Origin of the sequence: Burkholderia sp. Bmkn7 (genome assembly GCF_041103175.1) — a bacterium.
Lineage (GTDB): Bacteria > Pseudomonadota > Gammaproteobacteria > Burkholderiales > Burkholderiaceae > Burkholderia > Burkholderia cepacia.
The window spans coordinates 3451694-3471681 of sequence record NZ_JBGCUH010000003.1; the positions used below are offsets into that span (position 1 = coordinate 3451694).

A 19988-nucleotide genomic window follows, 5' to 3' on the forward strand; every position below is an offset into this window, starting at 1 on the left:
GCCGAACGGCCTACACGAGTTCGGTGAAGCAGTCAGTTAAGTGTAGGGGAGTCGCCAAGTTGGTCAAGGCACCGGATTTTGATTCCGGCATGCGAGGGTTCGAGTCCTTCCTCCCCTGCCAAAAATTTTCCCGCATTTCCCGCCCAAGCCTGAAGCAGGTGCACGATGAGCAGCCACAGCCATGATGGCCTGATGGTCTTTACTGGCAACGCGAATCCCGCGCTCGCCCAGGAAGTCGTCAATATCCTTGGTATCCCCCTCGGCAAAGCAATGGTCAGCCGTTTCTCCGACGGCGAGATCCAGGTCGAGATCCAGGAAAACGTGCGCGGCAAGGACGTCTTCGTCCTGCAATCCACGTGCGCACCGACGAACGACAACCTGATGGAACTGATGATCATGGTCGATGCGCTCAAGCGCGCATCCGCCGGCCGGATCACTGCAGCCATCCCCTACTTCGGCTACGCCCGTCAGGATCGCCGCCCGCGTTCGGCGCGCGTTGCGATCTCGGCGAAGGTCGTCGCGAACATGCTGGAAATCGCCGGCGTCGAGCGGATCATCACGATGGATCTGCACGCCGACCAGATTCAAGGCTTCTTCGACATCCCGGTCGACAACATCTACGCAACGCCGATCCTGCTGGGTGACCTGCGCAAGCAGAACTACCCGGATCTGCTCGTCGTGTCGCCGGACGTCGGCGGCGTGGTGCGTGCCCGGGCACTCGCGAAGCAGCTCAACTGCGATCTCGCAATCATCGACAAGCGTCGCCCGAAGGCGAACGTCTCCGAGGTGATGAACATCATCGGTGAAGTCGAAGGCCGCACCTGCGTGATCATGGACGACATGGTCGATACGGCAGGCACGCTCTGCAAGGCCGCACAAGTGCTGAAGGAGCGCGGCGCGAAACAGGTTTTCGCCTACGCGACGCACCCGGTGCTGTCGGGTGGCGCGGGTGATCGGATCGCCGCATCGGCACTCGACGAGCTGGTGGTCACCGACACGATCCCGCTGTCCGCCGAATCGCTCGGCTGCTCGAAGATCCGTGCACTGACGAGCGCGAGCCTGCTGGCCGAAACGTTCTCGCGGATCCGCCGCGGCGATTCGGTGATGTCGCTGTTCGCGGAATCCTGATCGCGAATCGACTGAACAAAGCATGCGCAGAAAGCGAAGCGGCAACGCTTCGCTTTTTGCACAATCGGACGGGATAGACGAAACCCCGTCCGCTTCATCGGGGGCCGACATTTGACGGCCCCGTTTTACTGCCTGGTCGCGGGCAGCCATTGGAGAATCATATGAAAGTCGTCGCTTTCGAGCGCCAACAGCAAGGTACGGGTGCGAGCCGCCGCCTGCGCAACGCCGGTAAGACCACGGGTATCGTTTACGGTGGCGAAGCAGCCCCGCAAAAGATCGAACTCGATCACAACGCCCTGTGGCACGCCCTGAAGAAGGAAGCTTTCCACTCGTCGATCCTCGACCTCGAAGTGGCTGGCCAGTCGCAACAGGTTCTGCTGCGCGACGTGCAATACCACCCGTTCAAGCAACTGGTGCTGCACGTGGACTTCCAACGCGTTGACGCGAAGAAGAAGCTGCACACGAAGGCTCCGCTGCACTTCCTGAACGCTGAAATCAGCCCGGCCGTGAAGCTGTCGAGCGCGATCGTTTCGCACGTCGCGACGGAAATCGAAATCGAGTGCCTGCCGGCTGACCTGCCGGAGTTCCTCGAAGTCGACCTGTCGAAGATCGAAGCCGGTCAATCGCTGCACGCGAAGGACATCGCACTGCCGAAGGGCGTCGCGCTGGTCGCGCACGTCGACGCGGAAAACCCGGTTGTCGCATCGGCGACGGTCCCGGCTGGTGCCGTGTCGGACGCAGCCGAAGGCGAAACGCCGGCTGCCTAAGCGGCTGCCTACGCGCCCCATCGATCCGTTCACGAAACGGTCGACGCAACCCGCCGCGGCTTGCCCGGCGGGTTTTTCTTTTTCTGCGCCCAGGCGGCGGCTGCCGCCTTCGAAACGTCATGATCAAATTGATCGTCGGCCTCGGCAATCCCGGGGCGGAATACACCGCGACGCGCCACAACGCCGGCTTCTGGCTGATTGACCAGCTTGCCCGCGAAGCAGGCGCGACGCTGCGCGACGAACGCCGCTTCCATGGCTTCTACGCGAAAGCGCGCCTGCACGGTGAGGAAGTCCACCTGCTCGAGCCGCAAACCTACATGAACCGCTCCGGCCAGTCGGTCGTCGCGCTCGCGCAGTTCTTCAAGATCCTGCCCGACCAGATCCTCGTCGCACACGACGAACTCGACCTGCCGCCCGGCACCGTGAAGCTGAAGCTCGGCGGCGGCAGCGGCGGCCACAACGGCCTGAAGGACATCACCGCACACCTGTCGTCGCAACAGTACTGGCGGCTGCGGATCGGCATCGGCCATCCGCGCGACCTGATTCCGGAAAGCGCCCGCGCCGGCGCGAAGCCCGATGTCGCGAACTTCGTGCTGAAGCCACCGCGCCGCGAGGAACAGGACGTGATCGACGCGTCGATCGAACGCGCGCTCGCCGTGATGCCGATGGTCGTCAAGGGCGAACTCGACCGCGCGACGATGCAGCTGCATCGCAACTGACCGCACGCTCCACCACGACCGTCGCGCCGTCCGGCGTCGCCGGGCGGCCCGGTCCGCCCCATCCTGCGCACACTTGCGGTAATCTGGTCGCTTTGCCCGACAGGAGCCAAGCGGTGAGCCGTTACTGGAGCGACGTCGTTCAGCAACTCGTGCCTTACGTGCCGGGCGAGCAGCCCGCGCTCGCACACCCGGTCAAGCTGAACACCAACGAAAACCCCTATCCGCCGTCGCCGCGCGTCGTCGCGGCGATCGCGCGCGAACTCGGCGCGACCGGCGACACGCTGCGCCGCTATCCGGACCCGGTTGCACGCGCACTGCGCGAGACGGTTGCGGCCCATCACCGCATCCAGCCCGAGCAGGTGTTCGTCGGCAACGGCTCCGACGAGGTGCTCGCGCACGCATTCCAGGCATTGCTCAAGCACGACCGGCCGCTGCGCTTCCCCGACATCACGTACAGCTTCTATCCGACCTATGCACGCCTGTACGGCGTCGAGACGACGGTCGTGCCGCTCGCGGATGACCTCTCGATCCGTGTCGACGACTATCTCGACGATGCCGGCGGCGTGCTGTTTCCGAACCCGAACGCGCCGACCGGGCGCGCGCTGCCGCTCGCGGATGTCGAGCGGATCGCGGCCGCGAATCCGTCATCGGTCGTCGTGATCGACGAAGCCTACGTCGACTTCGGCGCGCAGTCCGCGATTGCGCTGATCGATCGCTACCCGAACCTGCTCGTCGTGCACACGACGTCGAAGGCGCGCTCGCTCGCGGGCATGCGCGTCGGTTTCGCATTCGGCGACGCCGCGCTGATCGACGCGCTGAACCGCGTGAAGGACAGCTTCAACTCGTACCCGCTCGACCGGCTCGCGCAAGTCGCCGCGCAGGCGGCATACGAAGACACCGATTATTTCAGCGCAACCTGCCGGCGCGTGATCGACAGCCGGACGCGGCTCACGCACGCGCTCGGCACGCTCGGCTTCGACGTCGTGCCGTCGGCCGCGAATTTCGTGTTCGCACGCCATCCCGCGCACGACGCGGGCGCCATCGCGGCCAAACTGAAGGAACGGGAAATTTTCGTGCGGCACTTCGGACTGCCGCGAATCGACCAGTACCTGCGCATCACCGTCGGCACCGATGCCGAATGCGATACGCTCGTCGCGGCATTGCGCGAGCTGCTGGCCTGACATGAAGGAACCGGCGCCAGGCGGCGCCGATCCGGATGCGTGACGTGCGTGCCGAACAACCCAGGCGCGCGCGTCACCACGGGGTCACGACGCGTCGTCGCCTTTCACGGCGATCAACGCGTGATACTTCTCCATCAATTGCGCGTGCGATTCGTCATGCTGCGGATCGCGCGGAATGCATTCGACCGGACACACCTGCTGGCACTGCGGTTCGTCGAAATGGCCGACGCACTCGGTGCACTTGTTCGGGTCGATCACGTAGATGTCCGGGCCCATCGAAATCGCGCCGTTCGGGCACTCGGGCTCGCACACGTCGCAATTGATGCACTCGTCGGTAATCATCAAAGCCATACTGATCTCACTTCTTCAGGCCGGCGGCCGGCTTCGCGACGAAACCGGCCGGCGCCGCGTCACGCGGCAGGGCCTCCCATCGCCGTCACTTTCTCGGTCAGCCACTTCTCGACGGACGGGAACACGAACTTGCTGACATCACCGCCCAACTGTGCGATTTCGCGCACGATCGTGCCCGAGATGAACTGGTACTGGTCGGACGGCGTCATGAACATCGTCTCGACGTCGGGCAACAGATAGCGGTTCATCCCCGCCATCTGGAACTCATATTCGAAATCGGACACGGCACGCAGGCCGCGCACGATCACGCGTGCGTTGTTGGTGCGGACGAAGTCCTTCAGGAGGCCGGTGAAACTCATCACCTTCACGTTCGGGTAATGGCCGAGCACCTCGTTCGCAATCGTCAGACGTTCTTCCAGCGAGAAGAACGGCTTTTTCGCGCGGCTGTCGGCCACACCGACCACCAGCGTATCAAAAATGCTCGACGCACGCCGCACGAGGTCTTCGTGCCCGCGCGTCAGCGGATCGAACGTACCGGGATACACGGCGACTACCATGTCGCTCCTCCTGTCATCACGCAAACGGGATGGCAGCGGTGCCATGCGCACGCGACTGCCGAGATGGGCATGCGTCGCCTTTGCAGCGCGCCGCCTCGTATGGAACGCGCATTATTCATCATTTTCGCGCCGCAGCAAATGATAGTGAACCGCACCGGCCTTGCCGTGCTTCACCACCTCCCAGCCCGCGAGCGCGTCATGCGCGGCCGGGTCGAGTTCCGCGCCCGTTTCGACGTACAGCGCGCCGCCCGCCGCGACGAGCGGCGCCGCCAGCGCGACCGCGCGATCGAGCACAGCCGGTTCGCCGAACGGCGGATCGAGAAACACGACGTCGAACGCGCCCGGCGTGAGCCCGGCCGCGAGCCGCAACGCATCCGCCTCCGCGACCTCGACCGCACGCGCGCCGAGCTTGTCCTTGATCGCACGCAGCTGCTGCGCGGCGCGTGGATGGCGCTCGACCATCACGACGCTCGCCGCGCCGCGCGACGCGGCCTCGAAACCGAGTGCGCCCGTGCCCGCGAACAGGTCGAGGCAGCGACGGCCTTCGAGATCCTGGCCGAGCCAGTTGAACAGCGTCTCGCGCACGCGATCGGGGGTCGGCCGCAGGCCGTCGAGATCGAGCACCGCGAGCGGCGTACGTTTCCAGTCGCCGCCGATGATGCGGATCGTGTGCGGCTTGCCGCGGCTGGAAGGGGCCGCCGGGCGGCCGGAAGAGGAACGGGACATACGGAATATCGACGACGGAGGGACCGGGCGCGCGCAGGGGCGCACCGCCAAACAGGCGCACGTTACCACAGCGGCGGCGCGCACTGACGCGAGCGCCACGCCGCACTGATAAAATGCACGGTTTCGGCCGCCGTGCGCCGCGCCCGCGCGAACGCAGGACGGCCCGTCCGGTGCCCCGCTTCTGGCGGCGGCCCGCCCTCTTCCCGACGTCAGACCATGTTCAGCTTCTTCAAACGATTCAAGAAAACGCAGGAGCCCGATCCGGCGGAATCGCAATCGGCCGACGCGCAGCAAACGGACGAACCGTCCGATGCGCCCGCGGTCGAGGCCCCGCCTGCGGCCGAGGTGTCGCAAGCGCCCGCGCAGCCGGCCGCGCCGGCCGTCGTGATGACGGTCACGCCGACCAACGACGGGCGCGACGAAGTCGTCGAGACGGTCGAAATCGTTCCGCCGCCGCTGCAGGACGCCACCGCGAAGAAATCGTGGCTCGCCCGCCTGAAAACGGGGCTCGCCAAGACGGGCTCGAGCATCACCGGCGTCTTCGTCAACACGAAGATCGACGAGGATCTGTACGAGGAGCTCGAAACCGCGCTGCTGATGTCCGACGCGGGCGTCGACGCGACCGAGTACCTGCTCGGCGCGCTACGCGAAAAGGTGCGCGCGGGCCGCCTGACCGACCCGCAGCAGGTGAAGGCTGCGCTGCACGACCTGCTCGTCGAGTTGCTGACGCCGCTCGAGAAGTCGCTGATGCTCGGCCGCGCGCAGCCGCTCGTGATGATGATCACCGGCGTGAACGGTGCGGGCAAGACGACCAGCATCGGCAAGCTCGCAAAGCATCTGCAGAGCTTCGACCAGTCGGTGCTCCTGGCCGCGGGCGACACGTTCCGCGCGGCCGCGCGCGAACAGCTGGCGGTCTGGGGTGAGCGCAACAACGTGACGGTCGTGCAGCAGGAAAGCGGCGATCCGGCCGCGGTGATCTTCGACGCGGTCAGCGCCGCGCGCGCGCGCAAGATCGACGTGATGATGGCCGACACGGCCGGCCGCCTGCCGACGCAGCTCCACCTGATGGAAGAGCTGAAGAAGGTGAAGCGCGTGATCTCGAAGGCGCACGACGGCGCGCCGCACGAAGTGCTGCTGGTGATCGACGCGAACACCGGCCAGAACGCGCTCACGCAGGTCAAGGCATTCGACGACGCGCTCGGCCTCACCGGCCTCATCGTCACGAAGCTCGACGGCACCGCGAAGGGCGGGATTCTCGCCGCGATCGCGCGGCAGCGCCCGGTGCCGGTCTACTTCATCGGCGTCGGCGAGAAGGTCGAGGATCTGCAGCCGTTCAGCGCGGTCGAATTCGCGGACGCGCTGCTCGGCTGAACACCGCCGGCACGCATCGCACGGGGCGCCTTCGGGCGCCCTTTTTCATGCGCGCCCGGTCGTGCATGCCCCGGGCGCACCGCGTCATGCGCGCCCGGTCGTGCATGCCCCGGGCGCACCGCGCTCATTCGGCGTCGGGCTGCGCGCCGGGCTCGGCGGCCTTGAACGCATCGAGCGTCGACGCATGGTCGACGATCCGCTGGATCGTCGGATAACGCGTCGTATCGATCGAGAAGCGGTTCGCGTTGAACACCTGCGGCACGAGGCACACGTCGGCGAGTGTCGGCGTGTCGCCGAAACACAGCTTGCCGGTGCGCGGATCGCTCGCGAGACGGGTCTCGAGCGATTCGAAGCCCGCCTCGATCCAGTGCCGGTACCACGCGTTCTTCGCCTCTTCGGACACCTTCAGCGTGTGCTTCAGGTACTTCAGCACGCGCAGGTTGTTGAGCGGATGGATTTCGCACGCGATCTGCAGCGCGACCGCACGCACATAGGCGCGATCGACCGGTTGCTTCGGCAGCAGCGCCGGTTCCGGATGGGTTTCCTCGAGATATTCGATGATCGCGAGCGACTGCTGCAGCGTCGCGTCGCCGTCGGTCAGCGTCGGCACGACCGCGTCCGGATTCAGCGCGCGGTACGCGTCCTTCAGTTGCTCGCCGCCGTCACGCAGCATGTGCACGGGAACGTAGTCGAACGGCAGCTGCTTCAGGTTCAGGGCGATCCGCACGCGGTACGACGCGGAACTGCGGAAATAGCTGTAAAGCTTCATGGGATGTCTCTCGTAGTCGTATTCGGCCGGCAACGGCACGGGCGCGGCGCAGCCGGCGCGCGCACCGCCGGGAACCAGAGTGTAGCGCGCCGCGATGCGCCCCCTTGCTTGCGCCGGCCGTGCCCATGCGATACTCGGGCATTCCTCACCGCTCACAGCGCGGCCCGATGCCGGCCGCCCGCCCCACGCCCCGATGACCGCTTCCCACGATCCCGCCGCCGTCCCGTTCCCGTGCGCCCGCTTCATCAAGGAAATCGGCCGCGGCCCGAACGGCGCACGCGCGCTGTCCGCCGAGGACACGTTCGAGCTCTATCGCGCGATGCTCGACGCGCGCGTGTCGGATGTCGAACTGGGCGCGATCCTGATCGCCTATCGGCTGAAGGGCGAATCCGCCGACGAGCTGGCCGCGATGCTCGCCGCCGCGCAGGCGTCGTTCGAGCCCGTGCACGTACAGGACGCGGCGTTCCGCCCCGTCGCGATCCCGAGCTACAACGGCGCGCGCAAGCAGCCGAACCTCGTGCCGCTGCTCGCACTGCTGCTCGCACGCGAAGGCGTGCCGGTGCTCGTGCATGGTGTCGAGCAGGATCCGGGCCGCGTGACGAGCGCCGAGATCTTCTCGGCGCTGTCGCTCGCGCCGTCGGCGTCGCACGATGCGATCGAGGACACACTTGCCGAGCGCCGCGTCGCGTTCGCGTCGATCGAGGTGCTGGCGCCGCGCATCGCCCGCCTGCTGTCGATGCGTCGCGTGCTCGGCGTGCGCAATTCGACGCACACGCTCGTGAAGATTCTGCAGCCGTTCGCACCGGCCGGCCTGCGGCTCGTCAACTACACGCATCCGCCGTACCGCGACAGCCTCGCGCAGCTGTTCCGCGACCATCCGGACGCCGCACTCGGCGGCGCGCTGCTGGCGCGCGGCACCGAGGGCGAAGCCGTTGCCGACACGCGGCGCCAGGTACAGGTCGACTGGCTGCACGACGGCGTGTGCGACACGCTGATCGAGGCCGAGCGCTCGTCGACCGATGCGCCCCCCGTCGCCCTGCCCGAATCGCGCGATGCGGCCACGACGGCCGCGTGGACGGACGCCGTATTGCGCGGCGAGGTGCCGGTGCCCGACACCGTCGCCCGCCAGGTCGCGACGATCGTGCAGATCACCCGCATCGCGCGCTGACGGCACGCCCGCGAACCGGCCCCGCGCGCCGGGCATTTGACACGCGGGCGCATCCTGGCATAGAGTTGCCGTCATGCGTTCCTTTCCGAACACCCTCCGAATTACCTCCGGCCGCCTAGCGCGGCCGCTATCGCTACGACTAGCCTAAGGCTGTCGTAGCGCCGTGTGCTGTCCGCACGGTCCCTCCCAGCAGTTCCTCGCAGTACCCCTCTCGCAGTTTTTACAACCCGAAGTCGTCAGCATTCGTCCGTCTATCCGTCGGCCGATTCGCGAAGATCATCCGCATCCGCAGCGCGCTCACGTGCCGCGGAGCGAGGCAGCGCCAACCGTCGCCCATGCCGCCCGTCTTCGCTCGCGACTTGAGACCCGAGGTCCAGAAGATGCAGCGCAATCCGCAAGACAAGTACCGTCCGTTCGAGCCCGTCCGCCTCAATGGCCGCAAATGGCCGTCGCGCACCATCGAGCGCGCGCCCGTCTGGATGAGCACCGACCTGCGCGACGGCAACCAGTCGCTGATCGAGCCGATGAGCATCGAGCAGAAGCTCGAATTCTTCGAGATGCTGGTCGCGATCGGGTTCAAGGAGATCGAAGTCGGCTTTCCGTCGGCGTCGCAAACCGACTTCGATTTCGTCCGCAAGCTGATCGACGACAAGCGGATTCCCGACGACGTGACGATCGAAGTGCTCGTGCAGGCGCGCGAGGACCTGATCGCACGCACGTTCGACGCGCTCGAGGGCGTGCCGCGCGCGATCGTGCACCTGTACAACGCGGTCTGCCCGTCGTTCCGCCGCATCGTGTTCGGGATGTCGAAGGCCGACGTGAAGGCGCTCGCGATCGACGGCACGCGCATCATCAAGGAGCACGCCGCCGCGCGCCCCGACACGCAGTGGACCTTCCAGTACTCGCCGGAAACCTTCAGCATGACCGAGCTGACGTTCGCACGCGAGATCTGCGACGCGGTCGCGCAAACCTGGCGCCCGACCCGCGACCACAAGATGATCGTCAACCTGCCGGCCACCGTCGAAGCCGCGAGCCCGAACGTGTTCGCCGACCAGATCGAATGGATGGACCGCAACCTCGCGTATCGCGACAGCATCGTGCTGTCCGTGCATCCGCACAACGACCGCGGCACGGCGGTCGCGGCGGCCGAACTTGCGCTGCTCGCGGGCGCCGACCGCATCGAGGGTTGCCTGTTCGGCAACGGCGAGCGTACCGGCAACGTCGATCTCGTCACGCTCGCGCTGAACCTCTACACGCAGGGCATCGATCCGGGGCTCGATTTCTCCGACATCGACGCGGTGCGCCGCGTCGTCGAACGCTGCAACCAGATTCCGGTGCATCCGCGCCACCCGTACGCGGGCGACCTCGTGTTCACCGCGTTCTCAGGCTCGCACCAGGACGCGATCCGCAAGGGCTTCGCGCAGCAGCGCCCCGACGCACCGTGGGAAGTGCCGTACCTGCCGATCGACCCGGCCGACCTCGGCCGCAGCTACGACGCGGTGATCCGCGTCAACAGCCAGTCCGGCAAGGGTGGCGCGACGTTCCTGCTCGAACGCGGGATGGGCTTCACGCCGACGCGGCGCGTGCAGATCGAATTCAGCCACGCGGTGCAGACGCTTGCCGACGCGTCGGGCGAGGAAGTGACGGGCGACGCGATCTGCGCGCTGTTCGCGCGCGAATTCTTCGAGACCGACGGCCCGGCCGCGCGCCACGGCAACGGCGCACGCTGGCGGAACCGCGAGATCGCGACGGCGCCCGCGGCGGATATCGCGCCTGACGATGCCGTGCGACGTTTGGCCGCGGCATTCGCGGCCGCCGCCGGCGTCGCAATCGACATTGCTTCGTGCGAACACGCGCGCACGACGGACGGGCGGATCGCGGTATCGGTGGGCTGCCGGGTCGGCGATGCACCGCTGCGGCACGGCGTCGGCCTGCACGCCGATGCGGCGGGCGCCGCGCTCGATGCGCTCGTCAGCGCGATCAACCGCTCGGCCTGGCACTGCGCGGATCGCCGCGCGGCGGCCTGACGGCCGGTTCCGTTTCAGGGTTCAAACGTCAGCGAGCGGTGCGTGACCGCTCGTGCGCCGCGCGATCCGCGCCGCACGAGGCAGCAAAAAGCGGCCCAGAAGGCCGCTTCGAGGGACATGAAAACGGGCGCCACGCGCGCTCATGTCTCGGTCGCGCACCGCGTCGCCTGCCATGCGAACAGGCTCCAGCGGCCCTGTTCGTGGGTGTGGACGGAGGTATACGCAATCGGGAAGACCAGGCCGCCGTTGTTCGTTTCCATCTCGATCAACGCACGCCCGGTGACGACGCAGGTTTCATCGCCGACGGGCAGCACGTCCTGCGACTGGATTTCGATCTGGCGATAGCGGCGGCGGCCGGCGACGATGGCGTCGATGAACTGCTGCTTGGTTTCGCGTTTGCCGTTGGTGTGCACGAAGAACACCTTGTCCGACAAAAGCGCGCCGAGCGCCTCGCCGTCGCCGTCCACCATCGCCCGGAACCGATCGCGCTCGAGCGCGCGGATCGCATCGATCACCTTCGCCATCGCCTGACTCCTCGGCAACGCGCACGCCGTGCGCGGGCGTGCGGATCAGAAGTTGTACTGCACGTAGAACTGGTGGAAATTTATACCAGGATTCGGCTCTTTGATACCCGCGTTAGACACATGTTCAAAACGGTAGCCGACCTGATACTGTTGCCGTTGGCCGAACTGCACGCCCACCCCCGCGGTCGGCGAGAACTGGAACGCGGTCCCGAGCGAGAAATGATCCGAGATCGTCGGGTGCGTCAGCAGCCGGACGCCGCCGCCGGCCTCGATGAACGGGCGAATCTCCCCGGCGCTCTTGATGAAGCGGAACAACGGCGTCACGCCGAATTCGCCGATGCTGCCGTGAACGTTGCCGCCCGTGTGCCAGTAGCCGGCGTGCCCTTCCACGACGAACGCGAAGTGCCAACCGCCCATTTCCCACCAGTTCCAGCCCGGATCCCACACCACGCCGAGATCGCCCTTGTCGACCCCGTGGCGATCCGAAAAACCGCCGCCCGCCTGAATCCCCCACCGATCCGCGAATGCCGCGCCCGATCCTCCCAGAAGGGACGCCGCCAGCATCGCGTGCAGGACAAGCCGGCTGCGGGGCCGGCGATTCTTCTTATTGTTCATCTGACACTCCAACTTTGTGGGTTGAATGGAACCTGCCGCTGCGGCCGGTTCGAGCGAACTGAATGGTATGGTAAAGGACTTTTCGGATCGGCATCACGAAGCGAAATGGCTTCCTTCCAAAACAACAAAAATTGAAATCGTCTACTGATTTCCATCTGAAACAACGGCTTACGGAACTTCGCCCCACCTCCCCTGTCGCAGAATAGACTATCGACTCGACTAACTCGATAGAAAAACGGGAACTCCGATGCCCACGCTTGCTCTAAGGAATTAGCACTCAGCTTGCGGGAGTGCTAAGATGCCCCACGGAATCTCATTCGAGACCGGGGGTTTGTCCCTGATTCCAAAGGAGTTTTTAGTGAGCAACGCCCTGACCCTCCCGAACACCCTGAGCCCGACGCCGGCCAAGGCCGAATCGGCAGGCTCGCTGGCGCTCGCAGCTCAATCGATGTTGCCGGGCCAGCTTGGCAACATCGACGCGTATATCCAGGCCGTCAATCGCATTCCGCTGCTGACGGCAGAAGAGGAACGCCAGTACGCGACCGAATTCCGCGAAAGCAACAATCTCGACTCGGCACGCCGCCTCGTGCTGTCGCACCTGCGGCTCGTCGTGTCGATCGCGCGCAACTATCTCGGGTATGGCCTGCCGCACGGCGACCTGATCCAGGAAGGCAACATCGGCCTGATGAAGGCCGTGAAGCGCTTCGATCCGGCCCAGAACGTGCGTCTCGTGTCGTACGCGATCCACTGGATCAAGGCCGAGATCCACGAGTACATCCTGCGCAACTGGCGCATGGTGAAGGTCGCGACGACGAAGGCGCAACGCAAGCTGTTCTTCAACCTGCGCAGCCACAAGAAGAGCATGCAGGCGATGACGCCCGAGGAAATCGACGGCCTCGCACAAGAGCTCAACGTCAAGCGCGAAGACGTGACCGAAATGGAAACGCGCCTGTCGGGCGGCGATATCGCGCTTGAAGGGCAGGTCGAAGACGGCGAGGAGTCGTACGCACCGATCGCCTACCTGGCCGACTCGCACAACGAACCGACCGCCGTGCTCGCCGCGCGTCAGCGCGACTCGCTGCAGACGGACGGCATCGCGCAGGCACTCGACGCGCTCGACGCGCGCAGCCGCCGCATCATCGAGGCACGCTGGCTGCACGTCGACGACGACGGCTCGGGCGGCTCGACGCTGCACGATCTCGCCGCCGAGTTCGGCGTGTCGGCGGAACGCATCCGCCAGATCGAGGCGAGCGCAATGAAAAAGATGCGCACTGCCCTCGCCGAATACGCGTAAATCACTGGCGATTCAAAGCGCCTCATCGAAAACCGCTGCCTGACCGGCAGCGTTTTTTTTGCCTGCCTTTTTCACCGGTTTTTGGCCGGTTTATCACTCGCCTTTCCGCCCGCCTCTTCGCTCGTTTCTCCGTCGATTAATCGACCTGTTTGATCAGGTATTGGACGGTTCGCGGGCCCCTTCCGCATAAGCTTGATCTGCCTCAAGTTTCGGCCCGTGTTTCGCGACGGTCTGCCGCAGCGCAGCACTCGGCATCGGAAAGCAGTCCTTTTAAAATTGGCATGTCAGGCGCAAAAGGATTAAAACAGCTTCACGGCCGTCATAAATCCGACGTAAAGTCGCCCCAATTCCGACCTACATCGATTCAGGATAATCGCCTTGATCTCGATCAATAAAGAGCCTGCGCCGCCTCCCCCGCGGTCGGCCGGTACGATCGGCTGGCGTGCGCGTATCGCCGCGTGGGCACGCGGCCCGACCCTCGCCCGCGACATCAGCCTGGTGTTGATCGTCAAGCTGATCCTCCTGATGTCGCTCAAATACGCATTCTTCAATCATCCGCAGGCCGAGCACATGTCGCTTCCGCCTGCCGCCGTCGCCGAGAAGCTGCTCTCGGTGCCGGCGCCTGCACCCACCGAGGGAGACCACCATGATAAGTAGCGAAGTCGTCGATCTGTCGCGTCTGCAGTTCGGCATCACGGCGCTCTACCACTTCCTGTTCGTGCCGCTGACGCTCGGCCTGTCCTGGCTGCTCGTCATCATGGAAGCCGTCTACGTGATGACCGGCAAACAGGTCTACAAGGACATGACCCAGTTCTGGGGCAAGCTGTTCGGGATCAACTTCGCGATGGGCGTGACGACCGGCATCACGCTCGAATTCCAGTTCGGCACGAACTGGTCGTACTACTCGCACTACGTCGGCGACATCTTCGGCGTGCCGCTCGCGGTCGAAGGCCTGATGGCGTTCTTCCTCGAATCGACGTTCGTCGGCCTGTTCTTCTTCGGCTGGAACCGCCTGTCGAAGGTCAAGCACCTGATGGTCACGTTCCTCGTCGCGCTGGGCTCGAACCTGTCCGCGCTGTGGATCCTCGTCGCGAACGGCTGGATGAACAACCCGGTCGGCGCCGAGTTCAACTACCAGACGATGCGCATGGAGTTGACGAGCCTGTTCGACGTGCTGTTCAACCCGGTCGCGCAGGTGAAGTTCGTGCACACCGTGTCGGCCGGCTACGTGACGGCCGCGATGTTCGTGCTCGGCATCTCGTCGTGGTACCTGCTGAAGAAACGCGACACCGACTTCGCGCTGCGTTCGTTCGCGGTCGCGGCCGGCTTTGGCCTCGCGGCGACGCTTTGCGTGATCGTGCTCGGCGACGAGTCGGGCTATACGACCGGCGAAGTGCAGAAGATGAAGCTCGCCGCGATCGAATCGGAATGGGAAACCCAGCCGGCACCGGCCTCGTTCACGCTGATCGGCATTCCGAACCAGAAGGAAGAGCGCACCGACTACGCGATCAAGATCCCGTATGCGCTCGGCCTGATCGCGACGCGCTCGATCGACGAGCCGGTGATCGGCCTGCGCGAGCTCGCGAAGCGCAGCGAGGAGCACATCCAGAGCGGGATGCTCGCGTACGGCGCCTTGCAGAAGATCAAGGAAGGCGACACGAGCGATGCGACCCGCGCACTGTTCGACCAGCACAAGCAGTATCTCGGCTACGGGTTGATGCTCAAGCAGTTCACGCCGAACGTGGTCGATGCGACGCCGGAGCAGATCAAGGCCGCCGCGAAGAAGACGATCCCGCCGGTCGCGCCCGTGTTCTTCTCGTTCCGGATCATGGTGTTCCTCGGCTTCCTGTTCCTCGCGACCTTCGTCGCCGCGTTCTGGCTCTGTGCGCGCCGGCAGCTGCTGCAGGACAACCGCCGCTGGTTCCTGCGCTATGCGGTGTGGGCGATCCCGCTGCCGTGGCTCGCCGCGGAATTCGGCTGGGTCGTCGCCGAGCTCGGCCGCCAGCCGTGGACGATCGCGGGCATCCTGCCGACGCATCTGTCCGCGTCCAGCCTGACGTCGACGGACCTGTACCTGAGCCTCGCCGGTTTCATCGCGTTCTACACGGCGCTGTTCGTCATCGAGATCAAGCTGATGTTCAAGTACGCGCGCCTCGGCCCGTCGTCGCTGCATACCGGCCGCTATCACCACGAACTCGTGGCCGCCAGCGAGCGCGCCCCGGCCTGAGCACGCACCTGAAACGGAACAAGGAATCGCTATGGACTATGCAACTCTCAAGGTGATCTGGTGGCTGCTCGTCGGCGTGCTGCTGATCGGCTTCGCCGTCACCGACGGCTTCGACATGGGCGCGACCGCGCTGCTGCCGTTCCTCGGCAAGACCGACGAGGAACGCCGCATCATCGTCAACACCGTCGGTGCGACGTGGGAAGGCAACCAGGTGTGGCTGATCACGGCCGGCGGCGCGATGTTCGCGGCCTGGCCGCTCGTCTACGCGGCGTCGTTCTCCGGCTTCTACTTCGCGATGCTGCTCGTGCTGTTCGCGTTGTTCTTCCGGCCGGTGGGCTTCGACTACCGCAGCAAGCGCCCTGACCCGCGCTGGCGCGCGGGCTGGGACTGGGGCCTGTTCGTCGGCGGCTTCGTGCCGGCGCTCGTGTTCGGCGTCGCGTTCGGCAACCTGCTGCAAGGCGTGCCGTTCAAGTTCGACAGCGACCTGCGCGTGACCTATTACGGCGGCTTCTGGGCGTTGCTGAATCCGTTCGCGCTGCTGTGCGGGCTCGTCAGCCTCACGATGCTCGTCGCGCACGGCGCGGCCTTCATCAAGATGAAGACGGAAGGCGTGATCGCGCGCCGCGCATCGATCGCGCTGCGCGTGGCGTCGTTCCTCGCCGTCGTGCTGTTCGTGCTGGCCGGCGTGCTGATCGCATCGTATGTCGGCGGCTTCCACATCACGCACGCCGCGCCGACCGATACGGTCGCGAACCCGCTGCTCAAGGACGTCGCCGCGGGCTCGGGCCTGTGGCTCGCGAACTACGGCGAATTCCCGTGGATGATCGCGGCGCCCGTCGTCGGGATCGCGGGCGGCCTGCTCGCGATGCTGCTCGCCGGCTCGAAGCAGGAAAAGACGGCCTTCCTCTGCACGGGGCTGATGATCGTCGGCGTGATCCTGACCGCCGGCTTCTCGATGTTCCCGTTCATCATGCCGTCGTCGCTCGACCCGAGGAGCAGCCTGACCGTGTGGGATTCGACGTCGAGCCACATGACGCTGCAGGTGATGCTGTTCGCGGTGATCGTGTTCCTGCCGCTCATCCTGCTCTACACGAGCTGGGTGTATCGCGTGATGCGCGGCAAGGTCACGCGCGAGGTGCTCGAAGAGAACACGCATTCGATGTATTGAACCCGGCCGGGGCGCGCAGGCGCCCCGCCGCCCCCGTTTCGCAAGGAGTCGGATCATGTGGTATTTCAGCTGGATTCTCGGTATCGGCGTCGCGCTGTCGTTCGGCATCGTCAATGCGATGTGGCTCGAAGCACGGCAGAAAACGCAGGAAGCACGCGTAACCCGCAACTGACGCGTTCGGCCGATCGAGCGGCCGCCGCCCGGAAGGAACCTCGCCTCGCGCGAGGTTTTTTTTCGCCCGGACAAGCCGGACACGCCGATGCCAATTTAGCGCCAGATTGATACCACTTGAATACCAATAAAAGGTTTCATAAGATCTTTGGACACGGCCGCTGACAGGCCGAATCCATCTGGGTGGGGGAGACATGCGAATCCCGTATGCGGCGCGCACGTGCGCGCCATCTCGCCGTCGCCGCGCGGCGGCCGGTTGCGCTTCGTCCACGACCGGCGCCGCCGTCGTCCGCGCCGGTCACGCGTGCGCCTTTGTCACCGGGCGCGTCGCCACCGCGTCAGGGTCAGCATCGTCCGCAACCGCGGCCGCCGTCGTGCCCGGCCGATGAGGACGCGCACCCGCCCGCGCCGATCCGACCGGCACGCCTGCCCGCCCCCCGTTCCGTAACGCACGCATCCGCGTGCCGACTGCGCGCAGGGCAGCCGCATCGCCCGCGCATCCTGTTGTCCCCGCAGCTCCGTTGAAAGACCCGCCCGCAGCGACGTCATCCCGTGACGCCGCTACGCCCCCCTTTTTTCTCAGGAGTCCGCATGAGCCGAACCTTGTCCACCCTGTTTGCCGGCGTGCTGATCGCGGCACTGCCGCCGGTCGCGCTTGGTGCGCTGCCCGCGTCGAGTGCGGCGGTCGCGGCGGCCGGTGCCGTCCGCCCACCCGTGCCGCCGGCCGATCTCGCGGCGCGGCTGTCGAACGGCCTCGCGCTGCGCGTCGCCGTCGACAACAATCACGCGGCCTCGGCCGGCGTACCGTGCGCCGACCTCGGCGCCGACGGCGCGGCCTGCGCGACGGGCCGCCTGATCCTGCAGAACCGCGGCCACCAGGCGATCGCCGACGGCGGCTGGAAGCTCTACCTGCACAGCATCCGCCGCCTGCTGCGAATCGATCGCCCCGGCTTCGCGTTGCGGCGGCTCACCGGCGACCTGTACGAGCTGACACCGCAACCCGGCTCGGTGCGGCTGGCACCGGGCGAGCGCATCGAACTGCCGTTCGTCGCCGAATACTGGCTGCTGCGCTACAGCGACGTGATCCCGCGCCCGTACGTGGTCGTCGAGGGCGCGCCGCCCGCCGTGCTCCGCTACGACGACACCGACGACGAGCTGCGCTACGTCGAATCGCTGCCGGCCGACGCGCAGAACAACTCGACGGGCAACGCGCCGCCCGTGGCCGCACGGCCCGACCCGAGCCGCGCGCTGCCGAGCGTGAAGCGCGAGCAGCCGCTACCCGGCACGCTCGAGCTGCGCGGTGTCGAGCTCGCCCTGCCCGATCTGCCGGACACGCAGGTCGCGGCGCTGCGCGAACGTGCGACGACACTCGGGCTCGACGGCGCGCGCGTGCCGGTGCGGGGCGCCGTCGCGCCGCGCCGGCTGCCGGCCGACATCGCGACGCCGGGCGGCTACCGGCTCGCGATCGGGCCGCGCGGCGTGCTGATCGAGGGCTACGATCGCGCGGGCCTCTACTACGGCGTGCAGACGCTCTACTCGCTCGCACCGGCCGGCGGCGGCCCGATCCCGGCGATGCTCGTCGAGGATGCGCCGCGCTTCACGCATCGCGGGATGCACGTCGACCTCGCACGCAACTTCAAGCACCCGGCGACGCTGCGCCGCCTGATCGACCAGATGAGCGCGTACAAGCTCAATCGCCTGCACCTGCACCTGTCGGACGACGAGGGCTGGCGCATCGAGATTCCCGGCCTGCCCGAACTGACCGGGATCGGCTCGCGCCGCTGTCACGACCCGAGCGAGACGCGCTGCCTGCTGCCGCAGCTCGGCTCCGGCCCGGACAACCGCTCGGGCGGCGGCTACCTGACCCGCGACGACTACGTGGCGCTCGTGCGTTACGCGGCCGCGCATTTCGTCGAGATCGTCCCCGAGATCGACATGCCCGCGCATGCGCGCGCGGCCGTCGTGACGATGGAGGCACGTTACCGGCGGCTGCATGCGGCCGGGCGCGAGCAGGAAGCGAACGCATACCGGCTGCTCGATCCGCAGGACACGTCGAACCTGACGACGGTGCAGTTCTACGACCGCCGCAGCGACCTGAACCCGTGCGTGCCGGGCGCGCTCAATTTCGCATCGAAGGTGATCCGCGAGATCGCGGCAATGCATGCGGATGCGCAGGCGCCGCTGCACATCTGGCATTACGGCGGCGACGAGGCGAAGAACATCTTCCTCGGCGCGGGCTTCCAGCCGCTGAACGGCACCGATCCGAACAAGGGGCGCATCGATCTCGCCGCGCAGGACAAGCCGTGGGCGCGTTCGCCCGCATGCACGGCGTTGCTCCAGCGCGGCGAGATCAAGTCGATCGACGAGCTGCCGACGCGTTTCGCGCAGCAGGTGAGCGCGGCGGTCAGCGCGAACGGGATCGACGCGATGGCCGCGTGGCAGGACGGCATCAAGCATGCGAACGGGCCGCAGGACTTCAGCACGCGCCACGTGATGGTGTCGCTGTGGGACACGATCTTCTGGGGGGCGTCGGACAGCGCGCGCGACCTGAGCGGCAAGGGCTACCTGACGGTGCTCGCGCTGCCCGACTACCTGTACTTCGACTTCCCGTACACGCTCAACCCGCGCGAGCGCGGCTACTACTGGGGCTCGCACGCGACGGACGAGTACAAGGTGTTCTCGCTCGCGCCGGAGAACCTGCCGCAGAACGCCGAAGTGATGGGCGACCGTGACGGCAACCCGTTCGAGGTAACCGGCACGGGCCCCGCGCCGCGCATCGAAGGCATGCAGGGCCAGGCGTGGGGCGAGGTGATGCGCAACGACACCTTCCTCGAATACATGGCCTATCCGCGACTGCTCGCGCTCGCCGAGCGCGCGTGGCACCGCGCCGACTGGGAACTGCCGTATGCGGCCGGCGTGCGCTTCAAGCGCGGCGATACGCATCACGTCGACACGGCCGCGCTGCAGCGCGACTGGGCCGGTTTCGCGACGCTGCTCACGCTACGCGAATTGCCGAAGCTCGACCGGGCCGGTGTCGGCTACCGGAAGCCGACCTTCACGCTGACGAATCCGTGATCGGCTGAACGACCGGGCGACGCGCGATGCAAGCACGTGCATCGCGCCATCGCCCGCACCAGGAAAAAACGGCTTGCGACGCAAGGATCGCAAGCCGTTTTCGTTTTGCCGGCCGGCCCGAATCCGCATCGCGGATCGGGCCGGCCTGGT

At 66.3% G+C, this 19988-nt stretch carries 19 protein-coding genes and 1 tRNA gene; 14 read left to right on the forward strand and 6 right to left on the reverse strand.

The features are described 5' to 3' along the window. Positions 1 to 44: 44 nt before the first annotated feature. From AB3K92_RS37660 to hisC, 5 genes are all read left to right on the forward strand, one after another. Positions 45 to 121 (forward strand) — tRNA-Gln (locus tag AB3K92_RS37660). Between the two features lie 44 nt (positions 122 to 165). Next, on the forward strand, positions 166 to 1128 hold the full coding sequence (locus AB3K92_RS37665) for a ribose-phosphate pyrophosphokinase (RefSeq protein ID WP_027789096.1): 963 nt from the start codon (positions 166 to 168) through the stop codon (positions 1126 to 1128). Positions 1129 to 1289: 161 nt separating this feature from the next. Then, complete coding sequence (locus AB3K92_RS37670) at positions 1290 to 1895, forward strand: 50S ribosomal protein L25/general stress protein Ctc (protein WP_021163051.1); 606 nt, start codon at positions 1290 to 1292, stop codon at positions 1893 to 1895. A gap of 119 nt (positions 1896 to 2014) precedes the next feature. Further along, positions 2015 to 2614, forward strand: coding sequence for an aminoacyl-tRNA hydrolase (pth, locus tag AB3K92_RS37675; protein ID WP_021163050.1), 600 nt, complete (start codon positions 2015 to 2017; stop codon positions 2612 to 2614). A 113-nt stretch (positions 2615 to 2727) separates the two neighbouring features. Further along, a complete protein-coding gene (gene hisC, locus AB3K92_RS37680) occupies positions 2728 to 3795 on the forward strand; it encodes a histidinol-phosphate transaminase (protein ID WP_369466808.1) in 1068 nt (355 codons plus the stop codon). 84 nt (positions 3796 to 3879) lie between these two features. Here hisC and AB3K92_RS37685 read toward each other — a convergent pair whose 3' ends face one another. From AB3K92_RS37685 to rsmD, 3 genes are all read right to left on the reverse strand, one after another. Continuing rightward, positions 3880 to 4146, reverse strand: a complete 267-nt coding sequence (locus tag AB3K92_RS37685) for a YfhL family 4Fe-4S dicluster ferredoxin (RefSeq protein WP_006477774.1) — start codon at positions 4144 to 4146, stop codon at positions 3880 to 3882. Between the two features lie 59 nt (positions 4147 to 4205). Next, positions 4206 to 4703 (reverse strand): pantetheine-phosphate adenylyltransferase, encoded by a 498-nt coding sequence (gene coaD / locus AB3K92_RS37690; RefSeq protein ID WP_021163047.1) that lies wholly within the window; start codon positions 4701 to 4703, stop codon positions 4206 to 4208. A 111-nt stretch (positions 4704 to 4814) separates the two neighbouring features. Further along, positions 4815 to 5429, reverse strand: coding sequence for a 16S rRNA (guanine(966)-N(2))-methyltransferase RsmD (rsmD, locus tag AB3K92_RS37695; protein WP_027789093.1), 615 nt, complete (start codon positions 5427 to 5429; stop codon positions 4815 to 4817). A gap of 216 nt (positions 5430 to 5645) precedes the next feature. Between rsmD and ftsY the strand changes: the two genes are divergently transcribed. Beyond that, the gene (ftsY, locus tag AB3K92_RS37700) at positions 5646 to 6800 is read left to right on the forward strand and encodes a signal recognition particle-docking protein FtsY (RefSeq protein ID WP_059498603.1); all 1155 of its coding nucleotides are present in this window, start codon (positions 5646 to 5648) and stop codon (positions 6798 to 6800) included. Positions 6801 to 6924: 124 nt separating this feature from the next. On the opposite strand, the gene maiA is transcribed toward ftsY, so the two are convergent. Further along, complete coding sequence (gene maiA / locus AB3K92_RS37705; protein WP_059498604.1) at positions 6925 to 7569, reverse strand: maleylacetoacetate isomerase; 645 nt, start codon at positions 7567 to 7569, stop codon at positions 6925 to 6927. A gap of 193 nt (positions 7570 to 7762) precedes the next feature. On the opposite strand from maiA, the gene ybiB reads away from it, so the two are divergent. After that, the gene (gene ybiB, locus AB3K92_RS37710) at positions 7763 to 8737 is read left to right on the forward strand and encodes a DNA-binding protein YbiB (protein WP_021163043.1); all 975 of its coding nucleotides are present in this window, start codon (positions 7763 to 7765) and stop codon (positions 8735 to 8737) included. 380 nt (positions 8738 to 9117) lie between these two features. Next, a complete protein-coding gene (gene leuA, locus AB3K92_RS37715) occupies positions 9118 to 10764 on the forward strand; it encodes a 2-isopropylmalate synthase (RefSeq protein ID WP_059489851.1) in 1647 nt (548 codons plus the stop codon). 140 nt (positions 10765 to 10904) lie between these two features. Here the strand turns inward: leuA and AB3K92_RS37720 are convergent, their stop codons facing one another. Further along, entirely contained in the window at positions 10905 to 11288 is a 384-nt protein-coding gene (locus AB3K92_RS37720; RefSeq protein ID WP_027789089.1) for a nuclear transport factor 2 family protein, read from the reverse strand. Between the two features lie 45 nt (positions 11289 to 11333). Beyond that, the gene (locus AB3K92_RS37725) at positions 11334 to 11903 is read right to left on the reverse strand and encodes an acyloxyacyl hydrolase (protein ID WP_021163039.1); all 570 of its coding nucleotides are present in this window, start codon (positions 11901 to 11903) and stop codon (positions 11334 to 11336) included. Between the two features lie 358 nt (positions 11904 to 12261). Between AB3K92_RS37725 and rpoH the strand changes: the two genes are divergently transcribed. The 6 genes from rpoH (at position 12262) to AB3K92_RS37755 (ending at position 19838) form a co-directional block, all read left to right on the forward strand. Further along, a complete protein-coding gene (rpoH, locus tag AB3K92_RS37730) occupies positions 12262 to 13197 on the forward strand; it encodes an RNA polymerase sigma factor RpoH (RefSeq protein ID WP_021163037.1) in 936 nt (311 codons plus the stop codon). Positions 13198 to 13569: 372 nt separating this feature from the next. Then, entirely contained in the window at positions 13570 to 13854 is a 285-nt protein-coding gene (cydP, locus tag AB3K92_RS37735) for a cytochrome oxidase putative small subunit CydP (RefSeq protein WP_175849481.1), read from the forward strand. Next, a complete protein-coding gene (locus tag AB3K92_RS37740; protein WP_021163035.1) occupies positions 13844 to 15424 on the forward strand; it encodes a cytochrome ubiquinol oxidase subunit I in 1581 nt (526 codons plus the stop codon). The genes cydP and AB3K92_RS37740 overlap by 11 nt, the downstream gene beginning before the upstream one ends. 31 nt (positions 15425 to 15455) lie before the next feature. Further along, positions 15456 to 16592, forward strand: coding sequence for a cytochrome d ubiquinol oxidase subunit II (gene cydB, locus AB3K92_RS37745; RefSeq protein ID WP_059498605.1), 1137 nt, complete (start codon positions 15456 to 15458; stop codon positions 16590 to 16592). Between the two features lie 55 nt (positions 16593 to 16647). Then, positions 16648 to 16764 (forward strand): cytochrome bd-I oxidase subunit CydX, encoded by a 117-nt coding sequence (cydX, locus tag AB3K92_RS37750; protein ID WP_021163033.1) that lies wholly within the window; start codon positions 16648 to 16650, stop codon positions 16762 to 16764. A gap of 590 nt (positions 16765 to 17354) precedes the next feature. Then, a complete protein-coding gene (locus AB3K92_RS37755; protein WP_060157522.1) occupies positions 17355 to 19838 on the forward strand; it encodes a family 20 glycosylhydrolase in 2484 nt (827 codons plus the stop codon). Positions 19839 to 19988 lie beyond the last annotated feature (150 nt).